26 protein-coding genes are annotated in these 23,523 nt (G+C 37.9%); 5 read left to right on the forward strand and 21 right to left on the reverse strand.

The window, feature by feature from the left end:
- Positions 1-154 precede the first annotated feature (154 nt).
- The 3 genes from AN959_RS02480 to AN959_RS02490 all read left to right on the forward strand — a co-directional run bounded on the left by AN959_RS02480 (position 155) and on the right by AN959_RS02490 (position 5,466).
- Positions 155-547 (forward strand): helix-turn-helix domain-containing protein, encoded by a 393-nt coding sequence (locus AN959_RS02480; protein WP_056828016.1) that lies wholly within the window; start codon positions 155-157, stop codon positions 545-547.
- A gap of 627 nt (positions 548-1,174) precedes the next feature.
- On the forward strand, positions 1,175-2,755 hold the full coding sequence (locus tag AN959_RS02485) for a hypothetical protein (RefSeq protein WP_056828017.1): 1,581 nt from the start codon (positions 1,175-1,177) through the stop codon (positions 2,753-2,755).
- Positions 2,752-5,466 carry a DEAD/DEAH box helicase gene (locus AN959_RS02490; protein ID WP_056828019.1) on the forward strand — a complete coding sequence of 905 codons (2,715 nt, stop codon included), beginning with the start codon at positions 2,752-2,754 and terminating at the stop codon, positions 5,464-5,466. The genes AN959_RS02485 and AN959_RS02490 overlap by 4 nt, the downstream gene beginning before the upstream one ends.
- 86 nt (positions 5,467-5,552) lie before the next feature.
- On the opposite strand, the gene AN959_RS02495 is transcribed toward AN959_RS02490, so the two are convergent.
- Complete coding sequence (locus tag AN959_RS02495) at positions 5,553-5,951, reverse strand: single-stranded DNA-binding protein (protein ID WP_216598626.1); 399 nt, start codon at positions 5,949-5,951, stop codon at positions 5,553-5,555.
- A 267-nt stretch (positions 5,952-6,218) separates the two neighbouring features.
- On the opposite strand from AN959_RS02495, the gene AN959_RS02500 reads away from it, so the two are divergent.
- Positions 6,219-6,659, forward strand: a complete 441-nt coding sequence (locus AN959_RS02500; RefSeq protein WP_056828023.1) for a YwpF family protein — start codon at positions 6,219-6,221, stop codon at positions 6,657-6,659.
- A gap of 22 nt (positions 6,660-6,681) precedes the next feature.
- On the opposite strand, the gene AN959_RS02505 is transcribed toward AN959_RS02500, so the two are convergent.
- From AN959_RS02505 to spoIID, 12 genes are all read right to left on the reverse strand, one after another.
- On the reverse strand, positions 6,682-7,050 hold the full coding sequence (locus AN959_RS02505) for a hypothetical protein (protein WP_056828025.1): 369 nt from the start codon (positions 7,048-7,050) through the stop codon (positions 6,682-6,684).
- Between the two features lie 102 nt (positions 7,051-7,152).
- Positions 7,153-7,548, reverse strand: coding sequence for a hypothetical protein (locus tag AN959_RS21510; RefSeq protein WP_056828028.1), 396 nt, complete (start codon positions 7,546-7,548; stop codon positions 7,153-7,155).
- 102 nt (positions 7,549-7,650) lie between these two features.
- A complete protein-coding gene (locus tag AN959_RS02515; RefSeq protein WP_056828031.1) occupies positions 7,651-7,995 on the reverse strand; it encodes a hypothetical protein in 345 nt (114 codons plus the stop codon).
- 125 nt (positions 7,996-8,120) lie between these two features.
- Complete coding sequence (locus AN959_RS02520) at positions 8,121-8,414, reverse strand: hypothetical protein (protein ID WP_056828033.1); 294 nt, start codon at positions 8,412-8,414, stop codon at positions 8,121-8,123.
- Between the two features lie 153 nt (positions 8,415-8,567).
- Positions 8,568-9,008, reverse strand: a complete 441-nt coding sequence (gene fabZ, locus AN959_RS02525) for a 3-hydroxyacyl-ACP dehydratase FabZ (protein ID WP_053590503.1) — start codon at positions 9,006-9,008, stop codon at positions 8,568-8,570.
- 21 nt (positions 9,009-9,029) lie between these two features.
- Positions 9,030-9,296: a DNA-directed RNA polymerase subunit beta gene (locus AN959_RS02530; RefSeq protein ID WP_053590504.1), complete on the reverse strand. Its 267-nt coding sequence runs from the start codon at positions 9,294-9,296 to the stop codon at positions 9,030-9,032.
- A 24-nt stretch (positions 9,297-9,320) separates the two neighbouring features.
- The gene (locus AN959_RS02535) at positions 9,321-10,160 is read right to left on the reverse strand and encodes a flagellar hook-basal body protein (protein ID WP_056828035.1); all 840 of its coding nucleotides are present in this window, start codon (positions 10,158-10,160) and stop codon (positions 9,321-9,323) included.
- A gap of 84 nt (positions 10,161-10,244) precedes the next feature.
- Positions 10,245-11,084 (reverse strand): flagellar hook-basal body protein, encoded by an 840-nt coding sequence (locus AN959_RS02540; RefSeq protein WP_056828036.1) that lies wholly within the window; start codon positions 11,082-11,084, stop codon positions 10,245-10,247.
- Between the two features lie 39 nt (positions 11,085-11,123).
- A complete protein-coding gene (locus AN959_RS02545; RefSeq protein WP_053590507.1) occupies positions 11,124-12,116 on the reverse strand; it encodes a rod shape-determining protein in 993 nt (330 codons plus the stop codon).
- Positions 12,117-12,497: 381 nt separating this feature from the next.
- Complete coding sequence (locus AN959_RS02550) at positions 12,498-12,773, reverse strand: sporulation transcriptional regulator SpoIIID (RefSeq protein WP_053590508.1); 276 nt, start codon at positions 12,771-12,773, stop codon at positions 12,498-12,500.
- A 255-nt stretch (positions 12,774-13,028) separates the two neighbouring features.
- Entirely contained in the window at positions 13,029-13,691 is a 663-nt protein-coding gene (locus AN959_RS02555) for a M23 family metallopeptidase (protein WP_053590509.1), read from the reverse strand.
- 10 nt (positions 13,692-13,701) lie between these two features.
- Positions 13,702-14,664, reverse strand: coding sequence for a stage II sporulation protein D (gene spoIID, locus AN959_RS02560; protein ID WP_056828038.1), 963 nt, complete (start codon positions 14,662-14,664; stop codon positions 13,702-13,704).
- A gap of 325 nt (positions 14,665-14,989) precedes the next feature.
- Between spoIID and AN959_RS02565 the strand changes: the two genes are divergently transcribed.
- Entirely contained in the window at positions 14,990-15,967 is a 978-nt protein-coding gene (locus AN959_RS02565; RefSeq protein ID WP_056828040.1) for a nuclease-related domain-containing protein, read from the forward strand.
- Positions 15,968-16,083: 116 nt separating this feature from the next.
- Here AN959_RS02565 and murA read toward each other — a convergent pair whose 3' ends face one another.
- The 8 genes from murA to atpF all read right to left on the reverse strand — a co-directional run bounded on the left by murA (position 16,084) and on the right by atpF (position 23,503).
- On the reverse strand, positions 16,084-17,379 hold the full coding sequence (gene murA, locus AN959_RS02570; protein WP_053590512.1) for a UDP-N-acetylglucosamine 1-carboxyvinyltransferase: 1,296 nt from the start codon (positions 17,377-17,379) through the stop codon (positions 16,084-16,086).
- Positions 17,380-17,712: 333 nt separating this feature from the next.
- Complete coding sequence (locus AN959_RS02575) at positions 17,713-17,949, reverse strand: DUF1146 family protein (protein ID WP_275789289.1); 237 nt, start codon at positions 17,947-17,949, stop codon at positions 17,713-17,715.
- Between the two features lie 176 nt (positions 17,950-18,125).
- Positions 18,126-18,530: a F0F1 ATP synthase subunit epsilon gene (locus AN959_RS02580; protein WP_053590514.1), complete on the reverse strand. Its 405-nt coding sequence runs from the start codon at positions 18,528-18,530 to the stop codon at positions 18,126-18,128.
- A gap of 24 nt (positions 18,531-18,554) precedes the next feature.
- Positions 18,555-19,970: a F0F1 ATP synthase subunit beta gene (atpD, locus tag AN959_RS02585; protein ID WP_056828042.1), complete on the reverse strand. Its 1,416-nt coding sequence runs from the start codon at positions 19,968-19,970 to the stop codon at positions 18,555-18,557.
- 34 nt (positions 19,971-20,004) lie between these two features.
- Entirely contained in the window at positions 20,005-20,865 is an 861-nt protein-coding gene (locus tag AN959_RS02590) for a F0F1 ATP synthase subunit gamma (RefSeq protein ID WP_056828044.1), read from the reverse strand.
- Positions 20,866-20,909: 44 nt separating this feature from the next.
- The gene (gene atpA / locus AN959_RS02595; RefSeq protein WP_053590517.1) at positions 20,910-22,418 is read right to left on the reverse strand and encodes a F0F1 ATP synthase subunit alpha; all 1,509 of its coding nucleotides are present in this window, start codon (positions 22,416-22,418) and stop codon (positions 20,910-20,912) included.
- A 27-nt stretch (positions 22,419-22,445) separates the two neighbouring features.
- Positions 22,446-22,982 carry a F0F1 ATP synthase subunit delta gene (locus AN959_RS02600; protein WP_056828046.1) on the reverse strand — a complete coding sequence of 179 codons (537 nt, stop codon included), beginning with the start codon at positions 22,980-22,982 and terminating at the stop codon, positions 22,446-22,448.
- Positions 22,979-23,503 carry a F0F1 ATP synthase subunit B gene (gene atpF / locus AN959_RS02605; RefSeq protein WP_053590519.1) on the reverse strand — a complete coding sequence of 175 codons (525 nt, stop codon included), beginning with the start codon at positions 23,501-23,503 and terminating at the stop codon, positions 22,979-22,981. Before atpF ends, AN959_RS02600 begins: the two co-directional genes overlap by 4 nt.
- Positions 23,504-23,523: the final 20 nt, after the last annotated feature.

Consider the following 23,523-nt stretch of genomic DNA (forward strand, 5'->3'; position numbering starts at 1 on the left):
ATTAATACCTAATATTTACATCATTGTAATAGGATGTATGTTTTCTTTATACCTTATTAATTGGATGGTTTTATTAATATCGCCAATTTGGCGATTTTCATATTTCACTTTCATTAATTAGATATTCTAGGTTCAATGATAAGGGGGTACTCGGATGCCTTTTCATGAACATATTCGTGAATATCGGGAACAATTAGAAATCACACAAATCGAAGCAGCTGAGCGTTTAGGCATTGATCATTCCGTTTTATCTAAATATGAATTAGGTAAATTGGCGATTCCCCTCGATTTATTGCCAGACATTCGAAGAGTTTATGCTATTCCTAAGGAAAAATTTATAGATATGCTGGAAGACAAACTTGGCAAAAGTAGAAATCCTGGCTTAGAGGCAAGAGAAAACAAGATTCGTTATGCTGCTGCTCTACAAAATGAATACATGCCATACATTATGAATTCAAAAGAGTTTCGACTTTTTATGTCTAAATTAAATGCTTTAGACAAAAAAGAAGCGAAGAAACTTTTAACTGAAGCTATAAAAAATAATTAAAGCTTATGCTACTTATTCTGCAAAAATTGTGGAATATTAAACAGCAAAAGCTTTTTTGTTTAGTTATATTACTGACTTATGTTTGGAAAATAGTCTCGGTTCTAGTTAGATTGGTCTCGCCTAGCACTTAATTTGTCGCGGTTAGCGATAATTTGGTCTCGCTTCCAGTCGAAATGGTCTCGTTCTGACAAATAATGTCTAATTAAAGTAATTTTCTTCATTACATGAAGTTAACTCTTTACTATAAGAAATAGTCTTGCCCAGCACTTAATTTGTCTCGGTCCAAGCTGAATTTTTCTCGGTTAGCGATAATTTGGTCTCGCTTCCAGTGGAAATGGTCTCGTTCTGACAAATAATGTCTAATTAAAGTAATTTTCTTCATTACATGAAGTTAACTCTTTACTATAAGAAATGGTCTCGCCTAGCACTTAATTTTTCTCGGTTAGCGATAATTTGGTCTCGCTTCCAGCGGAAATGGTCTCGTTCTGACATTTACTGGTCATTTAAGTTCCCCTTCTTTTTTTGCCATCCACTCATCTTTTTGCTGAGGTTTGGAGCTATGCCTTTTATTAATGACGGTTTATACGTATAATGGAAGGAAAGCCTTTTTTCTTAGGAGAGATTTGTTTGAACCTTACTTCTTCCCAAAAACTAGCAAACCATTATAAAAAAAATATCGAGGAGTCCATGCAGACGTTTGAGAAGAAGTTTCATCCTGCCATTTTAGAGGATGAGGAGCTTATTCGTCGAGCTGCCTTTTTTGTTCGTAACAATGCTGTACTGGTGACGAATTTTTATCCACAAGATCACCGGGTGGATTTTATCGTGAGGGATGTCAGCAGTTTAGAGGTCTCTTACAATATTTTAGAAGATACTTTTCACTGTCCGTGTCCCATGCATAAGCCATGTCGGCATATTGTAGCGGCAGTTTTTTATTTGTATCAGCAAAATGAGTCATTATCGACATGGATTTCTAATTGGCGTTCTACTGCGGATCAGGCACAATTGAAGCTACTGAGAGACGAGCGAAGTCCAAGAAGCTGGGATATTCTGATTGAGAACTTTTTCCGTAAATTTATTTCCAGTTATCCACCGAATAGCTTTTATCTTTTAGAGTTCGCTGTGCATGATTTACAAACGCAAATTCGCAAATCTCGACCTTTTGAACGGGAATGGCAGCCTATTTTCGATGTGTATGTTAACTTTGTCGTCTTAATGAAGGTTTGGCCGTATTTAGAACCATTTGCAGAGTCCAATATGCGAAATCGTGTGCTTCATTTCCTAAACGAATATATAGAGGATTTAGATGACTCACTATCTCAGCTTGCTTCAAAGCCAAGACTATTTGCTGCGGATTCATTTTACGACGAATTAATGAAGCGAGTTCGCCATTTCTATTTTGAAATGGAAACACTGATGAGTTATCGAAAGCATGTCTATTTGTCTTTTTGGGATGCCCTTGTGACAGATAAGGTTACTCGTGAAAAGGAAGTAGCTTATTTGCAGGCACTCGATAAAACAGAAGATGGTATTCATCTAAATATGGTACTTCCATATTTTTATCTCACATTGTCTCGAATGGACGATTTAGTAAATGCTGCTGAAAAAATGGAGACAGTACAGCTGTTGGAATGGGTCGAAGTTTGCGAGAAGGCACTTCATTCTTCCAACAAAGAACTTGCTAACCAGCTTGCTCGAAAGTTATTGTCACACATACCTTCTTATTTAAATGAATATGCTCAAAATCCATCCAGAGTGATGTTAATTCGTAGATTGGAATTACTTTTTGATGCGATTCAATTAGACACAAACGAAATGGAGAAACTATACCAATCATTTGGCCTATATGGAGTTCAAGCGTATTCAAATTTATTAATAAAAGAAAGACGATACCAGGACTGGATGGCTCTCCATCATTCTGCTAACTCGTCACTGGAGTATGCCGAAGCTTGTGGCCTTCCAATTGTCAAAGAAGAGGCACCTGAAGTATTATTACCGCTCTATCATCATTATGCGATGCGCTTTCTATTGGAAAAAAACCGCTATAGTTATAAACAAGCGGTACGAATTTGGAAGAAAATGAAGCAAATTGCGAAAAAAACAAATGACACGGATTATTGGAATCAATATGTAGATACTATCCGGGAAAAATATCGCCGTCTACGTGCATTACAACAAGAAATAGAGAAAGGAAATTTGCCATTATGATACAACCTTTATCTATTACAAAAGAGCTGCCCTTGAAAATAAATGTGACAGAAAACGGGAACTTCCGCTTAATATCTATTGGTACATCAGCTGAACAATGGGTTCCTTCCTTATATATCAATCATCGCCAAAGTTTTTTTGGACTGCAGGCACAAATCGAAGAGAATGCTCTGATTGCTACTCCTGTTGAAATGATGGAGATTTTCTCAGGGAAAGCCCATCCTTTTATAACGTTTACAGGTGATAATCATGATTCTAATGAGTGGCTTCGAACTTTTAAAGAAGCGGCAACTACTTGGTCCTCTCCTGATTTATGGAGCCAGCTTACGATTGATGGAGTTAGCATTGAAGTAAATGCGCCTCTCGAGGAAAAAGGAAAAATACTTATTGCAAATGCTGTCAAACAAAAGCTTTTTCAAGCAGGACTGACAATGGAAGATGTCCCATCGCTTGTTCCTTTCTTCCAGCAAGGTGGATGGCCAATTAAATCCCAGGCTATTCATCCAAGCTTAATGGTGGCTATACGGTTATCTGAACCAGATGAATTTGATGACACATGGTTGTTGGAAACAGTAGTTCGTGGCAAAAAGAGCAGTGTGTATTGGACACCTTCCTTTCGGAAAAAAACTTTGCCAATTAAGGATGCTTTACCAGACAAATGGAATGCTTTTAGTGAATATATTGCTGAGACACAAGCTAAAATCTTTTCGCTCATATCTTCTATTGACCCATCTAACTTAGACATTTTCTTTTCTTCCCCATTAGCTGATGAGGAAGTACGTGTCTTCCTTAGAGATGACTTAGTGAAATTACAGGCGCTTGGATTCGAGGTTATCCTTCCAGCTTGGTTGAAAGCAGTGAAAGAAACAAAAATGCGTGTAAAAACCATTGCCCAAACAGCAAATACGTACAAAACAGCTGCTGGTCTCGATGAGATCTTAAAATTTAACTGGAGCTTTTCACTAAATGGGCAGGATATTTCTGCAGAGGATTTTCAAACGCTAGTGAATGAAAATCGTTCTTATATTCAAGCAGGCAATGAATGGTTCCGTATCGATGCAGCATGGATGCATGAAATCAGAGAACTCATGAAGAAATCGGAGGATGAAAACTGGACCGTTAAAGAGCTTTTATTCCGAGAGATTCCAGAAGAAATTGCACTTGCATTAGATGATGATAATGATCAGTCAAATGAAGATCCTTTATTAGAATTTGAAATGCAAAAATCTCTGAAATCATTGATGGATCAGTTATCAGAGAAAAAAGGATTTCCTGAAATCCCGATTTCGCCAAATTTGTTGACAACATTGCGTCCTTACCAACAACTTGGTCTTGACTGGCTAGTGTTTATGCGTAATGAAAAATTCGGAGCTTGTTTGGCCGATGATATGGGACTTGGGAAAACAGTTCAGTTGATCTCATACTTATTGCATGTACATGAAAAGGAAGAACAGCCAACTCCGTCTCTTATCATCTGTCCTACATCTGTCCTTGGGAACTGGCAAAAAGAGCTTGCAAAGTTTGCACCATCTTTAAAAGTACAGACACATTATGGATCTGGACGTACGAAAGAAATTGATATGACAGCGGATGTTGTCATCACGACTTTTGGTACTGCAATGCAAGATATCGAGTCTTTAGAAGAAATCGTGTGGGCTAGTGTCACACTGGATGAAGCTCAAAATATTAAAAACATGCATACAAAACAATCCCGTGCCATTCGTAAACTAAATGGTGCACATCATATTGCTCTTACTGGAACACCTGTTGAAAATAGATTGTCTGAGCTTTGGTCTATTTTCGATTTTATTCATAAAGGGTACTTAGGCTCTTTCCGTAAGTTCCAAGAAAATTACATTGTGCCGATTGAGCGCGATAATTCAGAATCCATTAAGCATAAGTTACGTGTAAAAATTCAACCGTTCTTATTAAGAAGAACGAAGCAAGATCCTGAATTGCTTCTTAACTTGCCTGAAAAACTGGAGCAACGGGAATATTGTGCTTTAACTACTGAGCAGGCTGCTCTATATGAATCGCTTATACAAGAAACGGTTAGTAAACTTGATACGCTCAGCGGCTTTGAGAAAAAAGGACTTATATTGAAAATGCTAAGCAAGCTTAAACAGCTATGTAATCATCCTGCCCTTTATTTAAAAGAGCCATTTGATGATGCAGAGGATATGCTCGATCGTTCCGAAAAACTTGCACGTATTGTGACAATGGCGGGTGAAATTGCCGCTAGTGGAGAGCAGTGTTTAATCTTTACTCAATATATTGGAATGGGCCACTTGTTGCAGCATTGCCTGACAGAGCTATATGATATTGATGCTCCGTTCTTAACAGGCAGTATGCCAAAAAATCAACGTGACCATCTTGTTGAAGCGTTTCAAGCGAAAGAGTTTCCAGTCTTTCTTTTATCATTAAAGGCAGGTGGAACTGGATTAAATTTAACCGCAGCAAGCCATGTATTGCACGCCGATCGTTGGTGGAATCCGGCTGTTGAAAATCAAGCAACTGACCGTGCTTATCGTATCGGACAAACGAACTTTGTTCACGTGCATAAATTTATTACAATCGGTACAATTGAAGAAAAAATAGACAAACTTCTTGTTGAAAAACAAGCATTATCGGAAGAATTGATTCATTCTAGCCAATGGATTACCGAAATGTCTGATACCGATCTAAAGGATCTTCTGACTTTATCGATCTAATCTACAGAAACTAAAACCTGACCGTGCTTCTTCGGTCAGGTTTTTCTCTCATGATTCAGCGGTAATGCGTGCGGTCTAATAAGTATTTATACTGGAAGTTGATTTGTATGTGATGTTGGAAATTCGAAGTCTGATTCTATTTTCTTTTCGTTTGGTTGATGTGGTTCTTGATCATCTCGTTTCTTCGTTACTAAAAATCGGATGTCCTCCACAACTACTTCAGTTACAAACACTCTCCCTTCTCCTTTTTCATATGACCTCGTATTAAGCCTACCTGCTATCCCGACAAGTGAGCCTTTCCCACAATACTTTACGGTCGTTTCTGCGAGCTTTCCCCAAATCGTGCATAGCACAAAGTCCGCTTCATCTGTTTTATATCCCTTATTTACTGCAATTACAAAACTTGTTTGTACCCTTCCTTCGGATAAATATTTGAGCTGTGGAGCTTTTGTCATTCGTCCGATTAATGAAACTGTGTTCACCATTTCACCTCCTTCTATTTGATTAGCACCATCATAAAGCTATTCCAAATAGTTAGCAAAAGTCGAAAATGGCATTTTTGGCTCGTTTTTTCATTCAAAATGCGATTCTGGTAGCATTTGTTTTTCTGAAACCTTCATAATCCAAGCTTTATAAAAATCAAAAATGGAAATTTCGCATTTCTTTATTATTTTGCCAGTAGTTCCACCTATCCGTGCATCCTTCTTATGTTATAATATGGTTTAATCAAATCCTTCATAAGGAGAATGCAGATGAAAACTTTTAAAATGATTTCAATTGATATTATACGCGAAGATGAGGTAGTTCCTATTTCTCTTGAAGATGGTATTGTGATCAATCAGGAAAATACAAGCCGTTCTTGGATATTGGAGCTTTTTATCGATAAAAAATATGAGAATCTTTTTCAAGAATTTCAATCAACCAATGAAATCCTGAATGTGCAGGTTATTATTTCTTATCCTGAAAACGAGCCTGCTAATTTTGAAGTTGTTACATATTCAGTGAAAGAAATTGGACAACACATTTCTGTATTGTTAAAAGGTACATTAAAGCACGTACGAAGAAAATATGCAGAATCACTCCTTGAAGAATTGATACAAGAAGGACTAACTGGAGAAGAACTACTAGCTAAATTTGAAAAAAATATGAAAACAAGACCTAAGCTAAAAACAGACCAAATAAAAAAAAGCTGACTCAATGGAGTCAGCACTTTTTTTACTCATTTCTCTCTTTTATATCTTGTTTTATCGTTTGTCCTGCTTCGTTGTTAGCCCCATTCATTTCAGGAACTACATCGTCATTAACACCATTAAAACCATTCGATTGATTTGGAACTGTATCTTGGTATCCATTATTTGTCCCATTCGTTCCACCTGTTCCATTCATTCCGTTTGGTCCCGTTGTCCCACCATAATCGTTCGTTCCATTGTTATTATTCCCGTTAGGTGTTACATCGTCCCCACCTCGCTGAACATCGTCCATTGGGGTATCATTATCGTTAGGAAAAGCACCTTCATCGTTGTTATTACATCCAACTAATAAAAAAGCACTCATTGCTACTGCAGGAATTGCCTTTTTCCACATAAATAATTCCTCCTTTTTATTTACATCAAACGATTACAAGATGGGAGGAACTATCCCATGGGCTGTTATGCAAATTAATTAGATATTTTTATATCTAATTAATCATTGATCCTTGTCGTTTAATATTCCATCCATGTTGTTGCCGTTGTTACCATTATTACCGTTGTTGCCGTTGTTACCGTTGTTACCGTTGTTGCCATTATTACCGTTGAGGCCATTGTTTCCGTTGTTGTCGTTTTCACCGATTTCGCCATCGTCACCGTGGTCAACGCCATCATCGAGGTCTAAACCGTTATTGTTATTAGTATTTGTTCCACCCATACCATTTCCGTTTGTACCATTATTATTGTTATTATTCATGTCAGGTGTGATCTCGTCTACACCCTCTTGAACATCTTGCATTGGAGTTTCATTATCATCTGGAACACCATTGTTGTTATTACATCCAACCAATAAAAATGCACTCAATGCTATAGTAGGAACGGCTTTTTTCCACATAAAAAAATTCCTCCTTTCTGGATTATGTTCATCACACTATGGTGACTTACAATAGGTTATCCGGAAAGGAAGGAACTATCCTATGGCAATAATGCCTGTTTTTTACTCCGTTATTTCTTTTATTTCTTGTTTCGTCGATTGACGATTATTGTTGTTTGCGTTTGGAACAGTCTCGTCATTGACACCATTGTTAGTACCTGTACCTGCGCCACCATCAAAGCCAGCTGGATTGTTTTGGCCATTATTATTGTCATTCGTATTTGTTCCATCTGTGCCGTTCATTCCATTGCCATTGTTATTATTCATATCAGGTGTGAGGTCATTCAAATCCTCTTGAACTTCTTCCATTGGTGTTTCGTTATTATTCGGAGCTGCATCATCGTTGTTATTACATCCAACCAATAAAAAAGCGCTTAATGCTATACCAGGAACAGCTTTTTTCCACATAAAAAAATTCCTCCTTTCTGGTTTATGTTCATCACACTAAGGTGATTTACGATAGATTGTCCAGGAAAGGAGGGAACTATCCCATGGCATAAATGCCTGTTTTTTCATTTATTATCAGATTGCGATTACTTCGTTATTTCTTTTATTTCTTGTTGCATCGTTTGACCAGTATCGTTGTTTGCATCTGGAACTAAGTCTTCATTGATTCCTTTGTTTTCATTTGGAACTACATCATCGAGACCGTTGTCTCCAGCACCACCATTATATCCACTTTCATTCGTATTAGTGCCGCCTATTCCATTCATTCCATTACCATTGTTATCATTCACATCAGGTGTAAGGTCGTTCATATCAGGTACGAGGTCGTTAGCATCCTCCCCAGCACTCAACGTTAAAGCAGGAACAGCTTTTTTCCACATAAAAAAATTCCTCCTTTTCTGGTTAATGTTCATCACACTATGGTGATTTACAATAGATTGTCCAAAAAGGAAGGAACTATCCTATGGCATTCCTGCCTGTTTTTTTGATTAAAAAATGAATAAAGTATAACACTCTTCTAGAGCGGAATACTATTATTGATTGTCTACTACTGGTCCTAATGCGAAGAGGATATCAGCCTCACAAACAAGTTCACCGTCTACTGTTGCGATTCCATGCCCTTTACCCATAGCTCCACGAAGTTTAACTAGTTCTACTTCCAGCTTTAATTGATCACCTGGTTTAACTTGGCGTTTAAATCTGCAATTATCAATACCAGTGAAAAAAGCGAGTCTTCCTTTATTTTCAGGAATTTGAAGAACTGCTACTGCTCCAACTTGCGCTAACGCCTCTACGATTAATACTCCCGGCATCACTGGGTATCCTGGGAAATGCCCATTAAAAAATTCTTCATTTATCGTGACATTTTTAAGTCCTACTGCTCGTTTACCTTCTTCTACTTCAAGAATTCGATCAATCATTAAAAATGGATAACGATGAGGTAAAATCGCTTGAACTTGCTCTGTTGTTAACATGGTTTTCCCTCCGATATGTCCCTATTTACCGTCTTTTATATCTAAAATATGCTGATACGTTTCCCATTTGAGTGCATCTTTCGCAGATCCTTCTCCAAGGACCCCGTATCCAACCATTAAACCAGCTGCAGCTGCTCCTACAAGGAGTGCGATAACTATTAGTATACGCAGCCATATGGGGAACATGCGAATTTGGACCCAATTGATTTTTTTCGTTTCAGTTTTAGCTTCTTGCGCTTTTTCTATTTTTCGTTGTTGTCTGCCAGAAATTTTAACTTCTTCTGTCATGAGCCCAACTCCTTACGGAAAAGATTATCTTATCCCATTTATTAGACCCAACATTTGGTCTGCTATCGATATTGATCTTGCACTGAATTGGTAAGAACGCTGAGCAGTCATTAACTCAGTCATTTCTTTTGACATATCTACATTAGACATTTCCAATACTTGATTCGTTAAAGCTATTTCACCACGTTCAGCACCTTGAAGGTCAATTATCACATCTTGTGCATTGACCCCTAACTCTGCCAAATTGTTTGGCAATGCAATGTACGTCTCAGAAAGCTGTTCCATTAACTGTGGTTTTTGTAAAACAGAAACAGCTAATTCTCTTTGGACAGTAGAACCATCTGGATAATTTGCTGTTAGTACACCAGACTCGTTTACAGAAAAACTTGAAACGTTATCTGGAATAGTAATTGCTTGTCCAGCTGCATCAGCCACAGGATAACCATCTCCTGTAACGAGCATTAAGTTACCATTTTCCATTGGCGAAACATAAAATGCACCTTGACGAGTATAAGCCGTCTGTTGACCATTTTCTCCATCTGGCATTAAAACATTAAAATATTGCTTTGGTTCCTGAAAAGCAAAATCTAAATCACGTCCCGTAGATTGGAGACTTCCTTGCTTCCAGTTCATGGATGCCTGTGCAAGTGAAGCTCCAACTCCATAACGGATTCCTACGGGTGATTGACGATCTACTTTGTCCAACTTGTCATTGTTAAATTGTTGGTATAGAAGCTCTTGAAATTTTACATCTTTCGCTTTATAGCCATGCGTATTGGAGTTCGCAAGGTTGTTTCCAATAATATCCATTTGACTTTGAAGCTGTGACATTGTATTCGTAGCTGTAACCATTGTACGTAACATCTATGGGTGCCTCCTCTTTAAAGAAGATTAAATTTTTCTATATTGTTACTGTCTAGCTTCCGGCTTCTGCTGCCTTACGTATATCTAATTTACCCGTCCTACTTCATTGACTGCTTTTTGCATGCTTTGGTCGTATGCTTGAAGTACTTTTTGATTTGCTTCAAAAGCTCGGTATGCTGTTAACATTTCCGTCATTGTTTTAGCAGTATCTACGTTGGAACGTTCAATATATCCTTGTTGCATCGAAAAACTAACGTTTTCCGTATCGTAAGCTGAAGGCAAGTTTGTGCCATCCGCAGTTTTAAATAAACCATTGTCTTGTTTAATCAACGTTTCTGGTTGGGTGGAAAAAGAAACACCGATTTGCCCGATTGCCGCATCATCTACATAAATCTGCCCATCACCAGCAACACGAAAATCGTCATTTTGAAGCTGAATACGTTGCCCATTTGAATCAAGAACATACAAACCTTGGGGATTTGTTAAAAATCCTTCTGCATCTAATGTGAAGCTCCCATTGCGAGTGTATGCTTCTCCTTCCACTGGATGCTGTAAACGATAAAAAATGGCACCTGTTTGACCCGTTTCTGCATCTTCTGGTAGTAAACCATCAATCAAAGAAATATCCGTATTCAAGCCCGTTTCTTGCAGCTGACCTTGCTGCATCAAAGCGATTGTTTCTTGCATATAAACACCAGTGCCTACTGCTCCAACACCTGTTGCATACTTTCCGTTGATAGGAGCATCCGTTGGAATATTGGAAGGACCTAATTTGGATAAAAACATTTCAGGAAATGATCTAATCGCTGATTGGTCCGCTTTATATCCAGGCGTATTTGCGTTTGCCATATTATTTGTCAGTAATTCCGTTCTACGCTGTTGCGCAATCATTCCAGATGCAACTGTATGAAATCCACGAAACATTAGAATGCCTCCTCTTTGTCCAGCTGCAGAACCAGCCAGTTATCTTCTTGAGATTCTATCAATATTATCTAACATGATTCCCGTGCCTATCGCTACACAATCCATAGGGCTCTCTGCTATAAATACTGGCACTTTCAATTCTTCTACAAGAAGATGATCCATTCCATGTAAAAGTGCTCCCCCACCAGTAATGATTACGCCACGGTCAATTATATCGGCCGATAATTCAGGCGGTGTCTTTTCTAAAACATTTTTCGCTGCTTGTACAATAACAGAAACTGATTCGCGTAATGCTTTTTCAATTTCTTCTGAACGAATGGTAATGGTTCTTGGAAGACCAGTTACCATATCACGTCCACGAATATCCATCTCTTCATTACGACTATTTGGAAATACAGTGCCTATCGTAATTTTTATGTTTTCCGCTGTACGTTCCCCTATTAAAAGCTTGTACTCTTTTTTTATATATTGAAGGATGTCGTTGTCAAAAACATCTCCGGCAATTTTAATAGATTCAGAAGTAACAATGTCTCCCATTGAAAGTACTGCAACATCAGTAGTACCTCCACCGATATCGACTACCATATTACCGCTTGGTTGGAAAATATCCATTCCTGCTCCAATTGCTGCAACTTTAGGTTCCTCTTCCAAATATACTTTTTTACCGCCCGATTTTTCTGCTGCTTCTCGAATTGCTTTTTGTTCTACACTTGTAATGTTAGTAGGACAACAAATTAAAATGCGAGGCTTAGATAGAAATCCTTTTACGTTTAATTTGTTAATAAAATGCTTAAGCATTGCTTCTGTCACGTCAAAATCAGCAATTACTCCATCTTTTAGTGGGCGAATAGCAACAATATTCCCTGGTGTTCTGCCCACCATTTGACGTGCTTCTTCTCCAACTGCAAGCACTTTGTTTGAGCTTTTATCTATAGCAACTACGGATGGTTCATTTAAAACAATCCCTTTACCCTTTACATGAATTAATACGTTCGCTGTTCCTAAGTCGATTCCTATATCCTTCGCAAACATTAACAATGTTTCTCCTTCCCTATCTAAACCATTTTATATGTATAATTCCATACGTCTCTAACTTATAATTTTATCATAGTTTTGTTATAAAAACACTTTTTTTATTGACAAATAAACCCTTACTATTTTCCTTCTTTTTGTTTTTTATTACGTAAATGGAGGAATATACTAGAACTTTATAACTAGTTCTATATCATTTGAGTAACGGTATTATTTTCTATTTAACCATTCCATTCAGAAGGGCAAAAAAAGAATTTAACAGAATGAGAAAACAAGACCAATTTCGTTTAAACAGAGACCAATTATCCTCCATTCGAGAACATTGCTCATAAAAAAGAGTAGCAAAAGGCAACTATTTTAAAAGAAAAAAGCCGTGATTTATTACAAATCACGACCTTTCCCATCTTCCTTTTTTGTTTTCCATTTTCGTTTCGTTGCCTCTCCACCGCGTAAATGCCTGACCGATTTATGATACGCAAGTATTTCTTTGACTTCTTTCGCCAATTGCGGATCCACTAAATGGAGCCTCTCCGTCAAATCCTTATGAACAGTGCTTTTAGAGTGACCGGTCGTGCTAGCGATGGCACGGACAGTTTTCTTTGTTTCAATTACCATTTCCCCTAAACGTATGCATCTATGACGTATCGTTTCGTGCACTAACTCTTCCTTTCGTTAGTAAAGGAACACTTTTCATCACTTTATGCATTCGTATCGGTTTTTATGAATTTCAAATTCGACTTAAGGTGTTACTTCTGCAAAACGCAGAAAAGACTACATCGAATTTATTCAATGTAGTCTAAACGAAATCTGTACATCCATTGGAGGCTTTAAGTCCACTGGATGCTTGGAACTCAGGCGTTACCGGAATTCCCTATTTCAGCATATTCACGCTAAAATTTAAATAAATAATGTTTAAAACGCTAGTAATGATTCCGGATTGACTAGGATACCCTCTTCGTTATAAACCTCAAATTGCAAGTGAACACCTGCAGTAGGGTTCCATTCATTTTCAGATGAAGTTGCAAGTGCTTGTCCTTGCTCCACAACATCTCCTACTTTTACTAGAATGCCAGTGACAGAGCGATATTTTGTTTGCATACCATTTGCATGAGATAAGACGATTTCATCTCCTACAAAAGGATCTACATTGACTGCTTCTACTTTTCCACTCATTGCTGCAACTACTTCGAATGGTTCTCCATTCATCGACAGGGATACACCCGTATTCGCTACATAGGTTTGATTGAACACGAGTAATGATTTTTCACGTGTCGCTTCATCTGCTTCCATGTCATAATAGTGCTGTACGACTTCCATGCTATCCAACAAAGTTTCTTTGAAAGGATATTTCATAGATTCTGCTTGTGCATTCGTTTCGATAGTTACTTTATCAGGATCCTTACTAGCATCGGTCCATTTGGACTCCCCTGCTGTATCCGTGTCAACAAACACGTTATACCCCCAAATCATTCCTACGAATGCTACCGAAAACCCCGCATAGATTAGTGGCCAAAACCACGGTTTCTTCGGATTTTTATTCTTCTGAGAAGGCTTGTTTGATTGTTCTTCTCTCATTTTCATCACCTCAATTGCTATTATTTGCATTTGAAGGAGATTTTAAACACGTTGAAAAACTTTTTATTTCTGTTCCTTTATAATAGTGAAGAAGAATGTCATGTGCACCTACAGAATCGTGTGCCAGCACCTCTGCACCGTACTGGCTCATCCCTACTCCATGCCCATATCCGACCGTATCTACTATCACCTTATCATTCTTGAATGTAACTTTGAAATCTGTAGAGGGTAGTCCGAGTAATGTACGAACTTCACGGCCTGTCCACGTTTTGCCGTTTATTTGTACCGATTCTACGCGGTTAGAATCTGTCTTCGTCACTTGAAATGTTTTCGCTATACTTTCAGACCATTTTAATCCAAAAGCATTTGCCCATTCTTTCTTTGTATACTCGAATTGCTTGTTTACATTTGGCGCAAACAGCTCTTCCTCTTCACTTGGTACAGAAACTAAATACGGAATCGCATACCCACTATAATTTTCCGCACTCTCTGTTTGTCCATTACTAGTTGAAAAGAACATAGCCGTGATCAGCTGATCCTTATAAACAATGATTTCTCCTTCGGTAGAAGCGACGACGTTACGGAGTTTTTCCTCATATTCCTCAAAGGAAGATCCCCATTTTTTCTTTCGTTCTTCTTCGCTTGCATACACTTGTTTTTGCACCGTTTTTTCAATAGGTGTTTCCCCATAATTCGTCTCGCGTAACACATACGTCCGAGCAGCGATAGATTGTGCTTTTAAAGCCTCTTCATGAAAGGAAATAGGCATTTCCGCAGCTACAACTCCTAAAACGTACGTTTCGAGAGGAATCTTCTGTTGCTCCCCTTTCACTTCGATTAGTATTGGACATTCAATTTCAAAATCTAGTTCCAATGCAGGTGGTGATTTTGCGTCATGCTTTTCTTTGATTAATAAGAACGGTAGTAACAGGAGGCATATGACAATGAATAATAAGAGTATGTTTTGTTTCATAGAGGTACTATATGCTAGACCGAGAGGGAAAATGAACAAGCATTTTTAATAGGGAAACTTATGAAGGAATTATATAAAACAATCTGGCTAAGAGAGTCCTAAATTATCAGCATGCTGAGAGCGATCAATTTATTAACGAGAGCAACTAAATTTCTATTTGAGCAACTAAATCATTTTTAAAGTACAAAAATCTTATTTTGAGACACTTTTGGTAGCAAAAATTCAATTATTGAATCATTTTTATACAAAATAGACCTCAAGAATCGCATTCTAGTGATTTCTATATTTATATCCAGATATGGTAACCTATGTGCGAGGTGAGAGAATGATAGCCAAAAAATATACAGCTTCTCAATATGTCAAAACACTACGCACACTATATAAACGCTTACCAAAAAACCATCCAAAGTTTTTAAAAATTAAAAATGAATTTTATCAAAATCAGGCAGGGGAAATAGGAGAAGAAGTGGTAATGAAAGTTCTTGAAAAATTGAAGTTGCCCTATAAGTTCTATGTTTTTCATAATATTTCTTTATACTCAGAGGCACTTTTTCAAATGGACATAATTATTATTACTCCATATTATGCATTAATCTTTGAAGTAAAAAATATTAACGGAGAAATAATCTTCACCGATCAACAATTGTTAAGAAAGCTTGAGACAGGTGAAACTCATACTTTTGAGAATCCTGTTCTTCAATTAGAGGAGTATGAATATCAATTAATACAACTATTTAAATCTATAGGAGTTTCTTTACCTATCTATAGTGCAATCGTCTTTGCGTTTGCCTCTAGTTATATTAAAGTTGCACCTGCAAATAAAGTCCTTATATTTCGAAGAGGAATCAAACCCTTTATACGAAGTATTAATGTTGGCTTACCTATTCTTACTGATTCGCAATTGGAGTCCTTAAAAAACTATTTGCTTAAAAATAACAAAGATTTTCAACCATTTCCTTTAGTCAATTATTTTGGTATAGAACCTAATTCTCTTCTAAAAGGAGTAGAGTGTGATTGTGGATATATTGGAATGAAAAAAGTAATTAGGAGCTGGTATTGTCCCGCGTGTAAAACTTACAACAAAAATGCACATGAAAGTACACTAAAAGATTATTTTCTTGTATTTAAAAATACAATAACTAATCAAGAATGCCAACAGTACCTATTGTTAAACAATAAGCATGAAGCTACAAAAATATTAAGGAATCCATTACTGAGAAATACTGGTCAGTCCCGTAACAGAAAATACTCACTAATAAATGGAAAAGAGCAACCATCTTTTTCTAAAAGCAACCAAACTTAAAACGTAAGCAATCAAATTATTCTTAAAAGCAACTAATTCTTCTTTATCAGCAACCAAAAATACCCTTCGACAAAAAAAGCACCATGCATGTATGAATGCACAGTGCTTTACATATATTATACAAGTTGAATTGCTTTCTCTGGGCTTTCGGTACCGATTCTTTCAATATCCGCACCAAGTGCTGCAAGTTTTTTGTCGAAATCAACGTACCCACGATCTAAATGATAAAGTTCAGTTACACGTGTAATACCTTCAGCTACAAGACCAGCGATAATAAGTGCTGCTGCTGCGCGTAAGTCCGTTGCTGCGACTTCTGCACCTTGTAAATTAGATGGTGATTCCATAATTACGGAACGTCCTTCGATTTTCATGTTGCCATTCATCCGTCGGAATTCTTCCACATGCATAAAACGGTTTTCAAATACAGTTTCTGTAATGATTCCTGTTCCATGAGCAGTCATCATCAATGCCATCATTTGTGATTGCATATCTGTAGGGAAACCAGGATGTGGCATTGTTTTAATATCAACTGATTTTAATGGTTCTGAAGAACGTATACGTAAGCCTTGATTTTCTTCAGTTACTTCAACGCCCATTTCTTGCAATTTAGAAATTAGTGCTGTCATATGCTCAGGTACAGCATTTTCGATTAGCACATCGCCTTTTGTAATTGCAGCTGCAACCATGAATGTTCCTGCTTCAATACGATCTGGGATGATATGGTGCTCTGTTCCGTGTAATTCAGATACACCTTCAATACGTATTGTATCCGTACCGGCACCTTTGACACTTCCACCCATTTCGTTGATGAAGTTAGCTAAATCGACAATTTCCGGCTCTTTAGCAGCATTTTCGATAATCGTGATGCCTTCAGCAAGCGCTGCAGCAGTCATAATATTTTCTGTTGCTCCTACGCTCGGTACGTCTAAATAGATTTTTGCACCTTGTAAGCGTCCATTTGTTTTTGCTTCTACAAAGCCATGTCCGAACGAAATTTCAGCGCCCATCGCCTCAAAGCCTTTTAAATGCTGATCAATAGGGCGTGAGCCTATTGCACAACCACCTGGAAGAGCAACACGTGCAAAACCATTGCGCGCTAAAATTGGACCCATTACAAGAATAGATGCACGCATTTTACGAACATACTCAAATTGTGCTTCACTTGAAAGTCTCTCTTGTGAATCAATTATTACTTGATTTAGTTCTGGATTGTATATAACTTTTGTATTTAAACTTTTTAACACTTCATTAATTGTCAAAACGTCTGCTAGTGTAGGTACATCTTTGATTACATTTTGTCCTTTGGTGGCAAGTAAAGCAGCAGCAAGAACTGGTAGAACAGCATTTTTCGCGCCTTCCACTCTTACATTTCCTTTTAAAGTTTGACCGCCCTTAACAACGATTTTATCCACTTCTTTCCCTCCGCGTTCTTATCCTCATTTGCTCATATATAATCGAAAATATGTATGATGTCATTATTAGGAATTACAAAACAATATACATCATACAACGAATTTCGAGTATATACAAGCATCAAAAACACTATTTTCTACTGCTAATTTAGTTCATTTTCATTGCTATAGTATACGTTATACCCAGTCTTTTCGTGTAGATAATCTTAAATTACCCCAGTGTGTTTCACATAAAACCTAATCGACAAAATATTTCCCAGGAAATAAGAGGAGATTCTACATGCTCATACAAACTACTCCATTATTTGCATGAGCATAAAGAATCTTTTTCCATTAATTAAATAGAAATGGCAATTGATTTGACCAATTCGTTAGATTTAAGAAAAAATTAGCAACAGTTGAACCGATCATTATACTTATTAAAATAAATAACAGCTGTGCCTGGAAAACTTTATTTTTTTTAATTACCTTTTCAATCATAATTGCTTGAAGTGCATAAAATGATATACCGATAAAAAATATATTTGCTAAGATAGCAATGATTGCCTGTTGGCCATTTAATAAAAACATTTCCATCCTCCTACATTTAAACTAGATTAGTAGCAAAGTAGCCCTATAAGAAAAAAACGGACAGAACTAGTTCTGCCCGCTTGTTAAATCAGTTAAAATCAAAATTGCCTGCACGATAAATAAAATCCGTGACATTCACCGGAGGCAGTCCTTATTTATCACAGAAATAATAAGGTTTAAATGTTACCCTCATAAACGTTGATACGATTCATCGCACGTTTCAAAGCAAGTTCAGCACGATTGAAATCAGTTGAATCTTGCTTATGTTGAAGACGTTCTTCTGCACGTTTCACCGCTTCTTTTGCACGAGTTACATCGATATCTGAAGCAACTTCAGCAGATTGAGCTAAAATCGTTACCTTTTCAGGTCGAACTTCAACAAATCCACCGTTTACTGCTACATACTCTGATTTTCCATCTTTTTTCAATTTAACTGCACCGATTACAAGTGGCGCAACCATTGGAATATGGCCAGGTAAAATACCGATTTCACCAGATGCTGTTTTAGCGATAATCATGTCTACTTCAGAATCGTATACCGGGCCGTCGGGAGTGACAATATTGACTATAAGTGTCTTCATATTTTTTCCTCCTGGTCCGAATTATTATACTTCTACGCCCATGCTTTTCGCTTTTTCTACAACTTCTTCAATGCGTCCCACTAGACGGAAAGCATCTTCTGGTAAATGGTCATATTTTCCTTCAAGAATTTGTTTGAATCCTTCAACAGTTTCTTTAACTGGAACATAAGAACCTTTTTGACCTGTAAATTGTTCTGCAACATGGAAGTTTTGAGATAGGTAGAACTGAATACGACGTGCGCGGTTTACTACCAACTTGTCTTCGTCCCCTAATTCATCCATACCTAAGATCGCGATAATATCTTGAAGCTCTCTGTAGCGTTGTAATGTATATTGCACTTGACGTGCTACATCATAATGCTCTTGTCCTACGATTTCAGGTGAAAGCGCACGAGAAGAAGAAGCTAACGGATCAACCGCTGGGTAAATACCCATCTCAGATAATTTACGTTCTAAGTTTGTTGTCGCATCTAAGTGAGCGAAAGTTGTTGCTGGAGCTGGATCCGTATAGTCATCGGCAGGTACATAAATCGCTTGGATAGATGTAACAGAACCAGTATTTGTAGACGTGATACGCTCTTGTAATTGACCCATTTCAGTAGCAAGCGTTGGTTGGTAACCAGCTGCTGATGGCATACGACCTAAAAGAGCCGAAACCTCAGAACCCGCTTGAGTGAAACGGAAGATATTGTCGATGAATAAAAGTACGTCTGCACCTTGCTCATCACGGAAATATTCAGCCATTGTAAGACCAGTTAAAGCTACACGCATACGTGCGCCAGGTGGCTCATTCATTTGACCGAATACCATTGCTGTTTTCTTAATAACGCCAGAATCGCTCATCTCGTGGAATAAGTCATTTCCTTCACGTGTACGCTCTCCAACACCAGCGAATACCGAAATACCACCATGTTCTTGAGCAATGTTGTTGATAAGTTCTTGGATAAGAACTGTTTTCCCTACTCCGGCACCACCGAATAGACCGATTTTACCACCTTTAATATATGGAGCTAAAAGGTCTACTACTTTGATACCTGTTTCAAGAATTTCAACTTCTGTTGAAAGATTTTCAAATGTTGGTGCTTGACGGTGAATTGGATCACGACGCTCTTCAGTCGGAATTTCTTCTCCTAAGTCAATTACATCACCAAGAACGTTAAATACGCGTCCTAAAGTTACATTACCAACCGGAACAGAAATTGCTGCACCAGCATCTATTACCTCTGCACCACGTTTAAGTCCGTCAGTAGATGACATTGCGATTGTGCGAACAGAATCATCCCCTAAGTGTAAAGCTACTTCTAACGTTAACGTAGTAGGAGCTTCGTTTGGACGTTCAATAGCTACAGTCAATGCATTATAGATAGCTGGTAATTGGCCGTTGTCAAACTTTACGTCAACAACTGGACCCATTACTTGTAGTACTTGTCCTTTGTTCACTACTGTTCCCTCCTGTCTTACTTTCTTTCTTTACCTATTCTAGAGCCGATGCACCGCCGACAATTTCCGTAATTTCTTGCGTAATCGCAGCTTGACGTGCTCGGTTATATACTAATGTTAAGTTACTAATCAAATCAGTTGCGTTATCTGTCGCGGATTTCATCGCAGACATACGCGAAGCATGTTCACTTGCTTTACCGTCGAGTAATGCACCGAAAATTAGGCTTTCCGCATATTGAGGAAGTAACACTTCTAGAATCGCCTCACTTGAAGGTTCAAATTCATAAGAAGCAGTTGAGCCTTTTTCTACTGCAATATCCGTAAGTGGCAGTACCTTTTTCTCCGTTACTTCACTGGAGATGGCACTGACAAAGTGGTTATAGTACATATAAAGTTCATCATATGTACCATCCGTGAACATACCAACAGCTCTGCGCGCAATTTCTTTAATATCAGAAAAAGCTGGTTGGTCAGGTAAACCTATAACTTCCCCGATTACATTAGAACCACGTTTTACGAAGAAGTCACGTCCCATACGACCAATTGCCAGAATTACATACTCATCTTTTGAAGCGTGACGTTGTGCTATTGCATTGGCAACAGCTCGAATAACGTTACTGTTGTAAGCTCCAGCTAAACCACGATCAGAAGTGATGACAAGATATGCAGTCTTTTTAACAGGACGGGTAGTTAACATTGGATGTCCACTATCACTTGTACCTGAAGCAATTGCACCGACTACCTCTTGAATTTTACCCATGTAAGGAACATATGCTTTTGCATTCTCCTCCGCACGGTTCAACTTAGAAGCAGAAACCATTTGCATAGCTTTTGTAATTTGACTTGTTTTCTTAGTTGACGTAATTTTGCTTTTAATGTCGCGTAATGATGCCACTGGTATTTCACCACCTTATTGTTTTTTTCACATCGACAAAGATATTATTCAGATATTGCGAAAGTTTTTTTGAATGCAGAAATAGCATTGTTCATATCTTCATCTGAAGGAAGAGCTTTAGTCGTGCGAATATGATCTAAAACGTTTGTGTGGTTTGTATCTAACCAGCTATATAACTCTGCTTCAAAGCGACTGATATCTTTAACTGGGATATCATCTAAATGGCCACGTGTTAGAGCATATAAAATCATAACTTGTTTTTCTACTTTTATAGGAGAGTTCAAGTCTTGTTTTAATACTTCTACTGTACGAACACCACGGTTAAGTTTCGCTTGAGTTGCAGCGTCAAGGTCTGAACCGAATTGAGCAAATGCTTCAAGCTCACGGTATGCAGCTAAGTCAAGACGTAGTGTACCCGCAACACTCTTCATTGCTTTAATTTGAGCTGATCCACCTACACGGGATACGGATAAACCAGCGTTGATCGCTGGACGTACACCAGAGAAGAATAAATCAGATTGTAAGAAAATTTGACCATCTGTAATCGAGATTACGTTTGTTGGAATGTAAGCAGAGATATCTCCCGCTTGTGTTTCAACGAATGGTAATGCAGTGATTGAACCTGCACCTAAAGTTTCATTTAACTTCGCAGCACGCTCAAGTAGACGGCTGTGTAAGTAGAATACATCCCCTGGATATGCTTCACGACCTGGAGGACGTTTAAGAAGTAATGAAAGTTCGCGGTATGCAGCAGCTTGTTTAGATAGATCATCATAAACGATCAGTACGTGCTTACCTTCGAACATGAATTCTTCTGCCATAGTTACACCAGCATAAGGTGCTAGGTATAATAATGGAGCTGGTGCAGATGCAGATGCAGTTACAACGATTGTGTAATCTAAAGCACCTTTTTTACGAAGTGTTTCTACTACGTTACGTACAGTCGATTCTTTTTGACCGATAGCAACATAGATACAAATCATATCTTGGTCTGCTTGGTTAAGGATTGTATCAATCGCAACAGATGTTTTACCTGTTTGACGGTCACCGATGATTAACTCACGTTGTCCACGTCCGATTGGTACAAGAGCGTCAATCGCTTTAATACCTGTTTGAAGTGGCTCATGTACAGATTTACGTGCCATAACCCCTTGTGCAGGACTTTCGATTGGACGAGTTTTTGTAGTTGCAATAGGACCTTGTCCGTCAACTGGTTGGCCAAGTGGATTGACAACGCGGCCAATCAATTCTTTACCAACAGGAACTTCCATAATACGGCCTGTTCGACGTACTTCATCGCCTTCTTTGATGTCTGTGTATGGTCCAAGGATAACGATACCAACGTTGTTCGCTTCCAAGTTTTGTGCCATACCTAAAACACCAGTTGAGAATTCTAAAAGCTCTCCAGCCATGACGTTGTCGAGGCCATGAGCACGCGCGATACCGTCACCAATTGTGATTACTGTACCAACGTCGCTAACTTTCATCTCAGATTCATAATTCTCAATCTGCTGTTTAATCAAGACACTGATTTCTTCAGCTTTGATGCTCATGTATGTCACCTCTCAAAATTCATAATATTAACCGATCAAGTTACGTTTTAAGCGATCTAATTTAGTACTTAGAGTGCTATCGTAAATGCGGTTTCCGATTTGAACACGAATTCCACCAATAATAGATGGATCTACAATGTTTTGAATACGTAAAGATTGTTTACCTACATTTTTTGCAAATACAGATGAAACGCTTGCACGTTCTTCTTCTGTTAAATCACGTGTAGTATATACTTTCGCTTCTGCAATACCTTGTGCTTCGTTCGAAAGTGTCATAAATTCAGAAATAATGTCTGAAACTTCGTTTAATCTCTTTTTATCAATTAGCACTAAAAGTGTATTGATAACGATAGGATTTGCATTAGCAAAAACTTCACGAATCAAGTCTTTTTTCTTGTCTAAAGAAAGCTTTGGAGATGTGAATAGAGTTTTCAAATCTTTATTGCCATTCCAGACAACTTTAAGTTCACGTAAATCATTTTCTACTGATTGAAGCTCGTTTTTTTGTTGTGCTAGTTCAAACAATGCGATTGCGTAACGCTGTGCTGCAGTTGATTTACTCAATTAACTTCGCCTGCCTTCGCAATCGTTGCCTCGATTAGCGCACGATTATCTTCTTCCGAAACTTCTTTTTCAAGAACTTTGGACGCTGCAAGTACAGAAAGTGAAACTACTTCTTGTCGTACTGCCGCAATCGCTCTTTCTTTTTCTGTATCAATTTCACGGATAGCAGATTCTTTTAAACGCGCTGCTTCAGAACGAGCAGTTGTGATAATTTCTTCACGAGACGCTTCGCCTTGCTTTTTCGCATTTTCTACAATCGCTAGTGCTTCCGTGCGTGCTTCTTTAAGTAAGTCACGTTGTTCTTCCAGTAATCGCTCTGATTCTTGGCGGCTAGATTCAGCTGCTTCAATTTCACTTGCGATTAATTCTTCACGTTGAGTCATAATCCCCATTAATGGACCCCAAGCTACTTTCTTTAAAAGTACAAGAAGTAAAATAAAGAAGAATAATGTAGCAAAGATATCCCAAGTGTTAAAACCACTATGGGCTTCAGCACCAAGTACAAGGTAATCAAAAGACACGATTGTTTCACTCCTTTCAA

It is taken from the genome of Psychrobacillus sp. FJAT-21963 (assembly GCF_001420585.1).
Classification (GTDB): Bacteria; Bacillota; Bacilli; order Bacillales_A; family Planococcaceae; genus Psychrobacillus.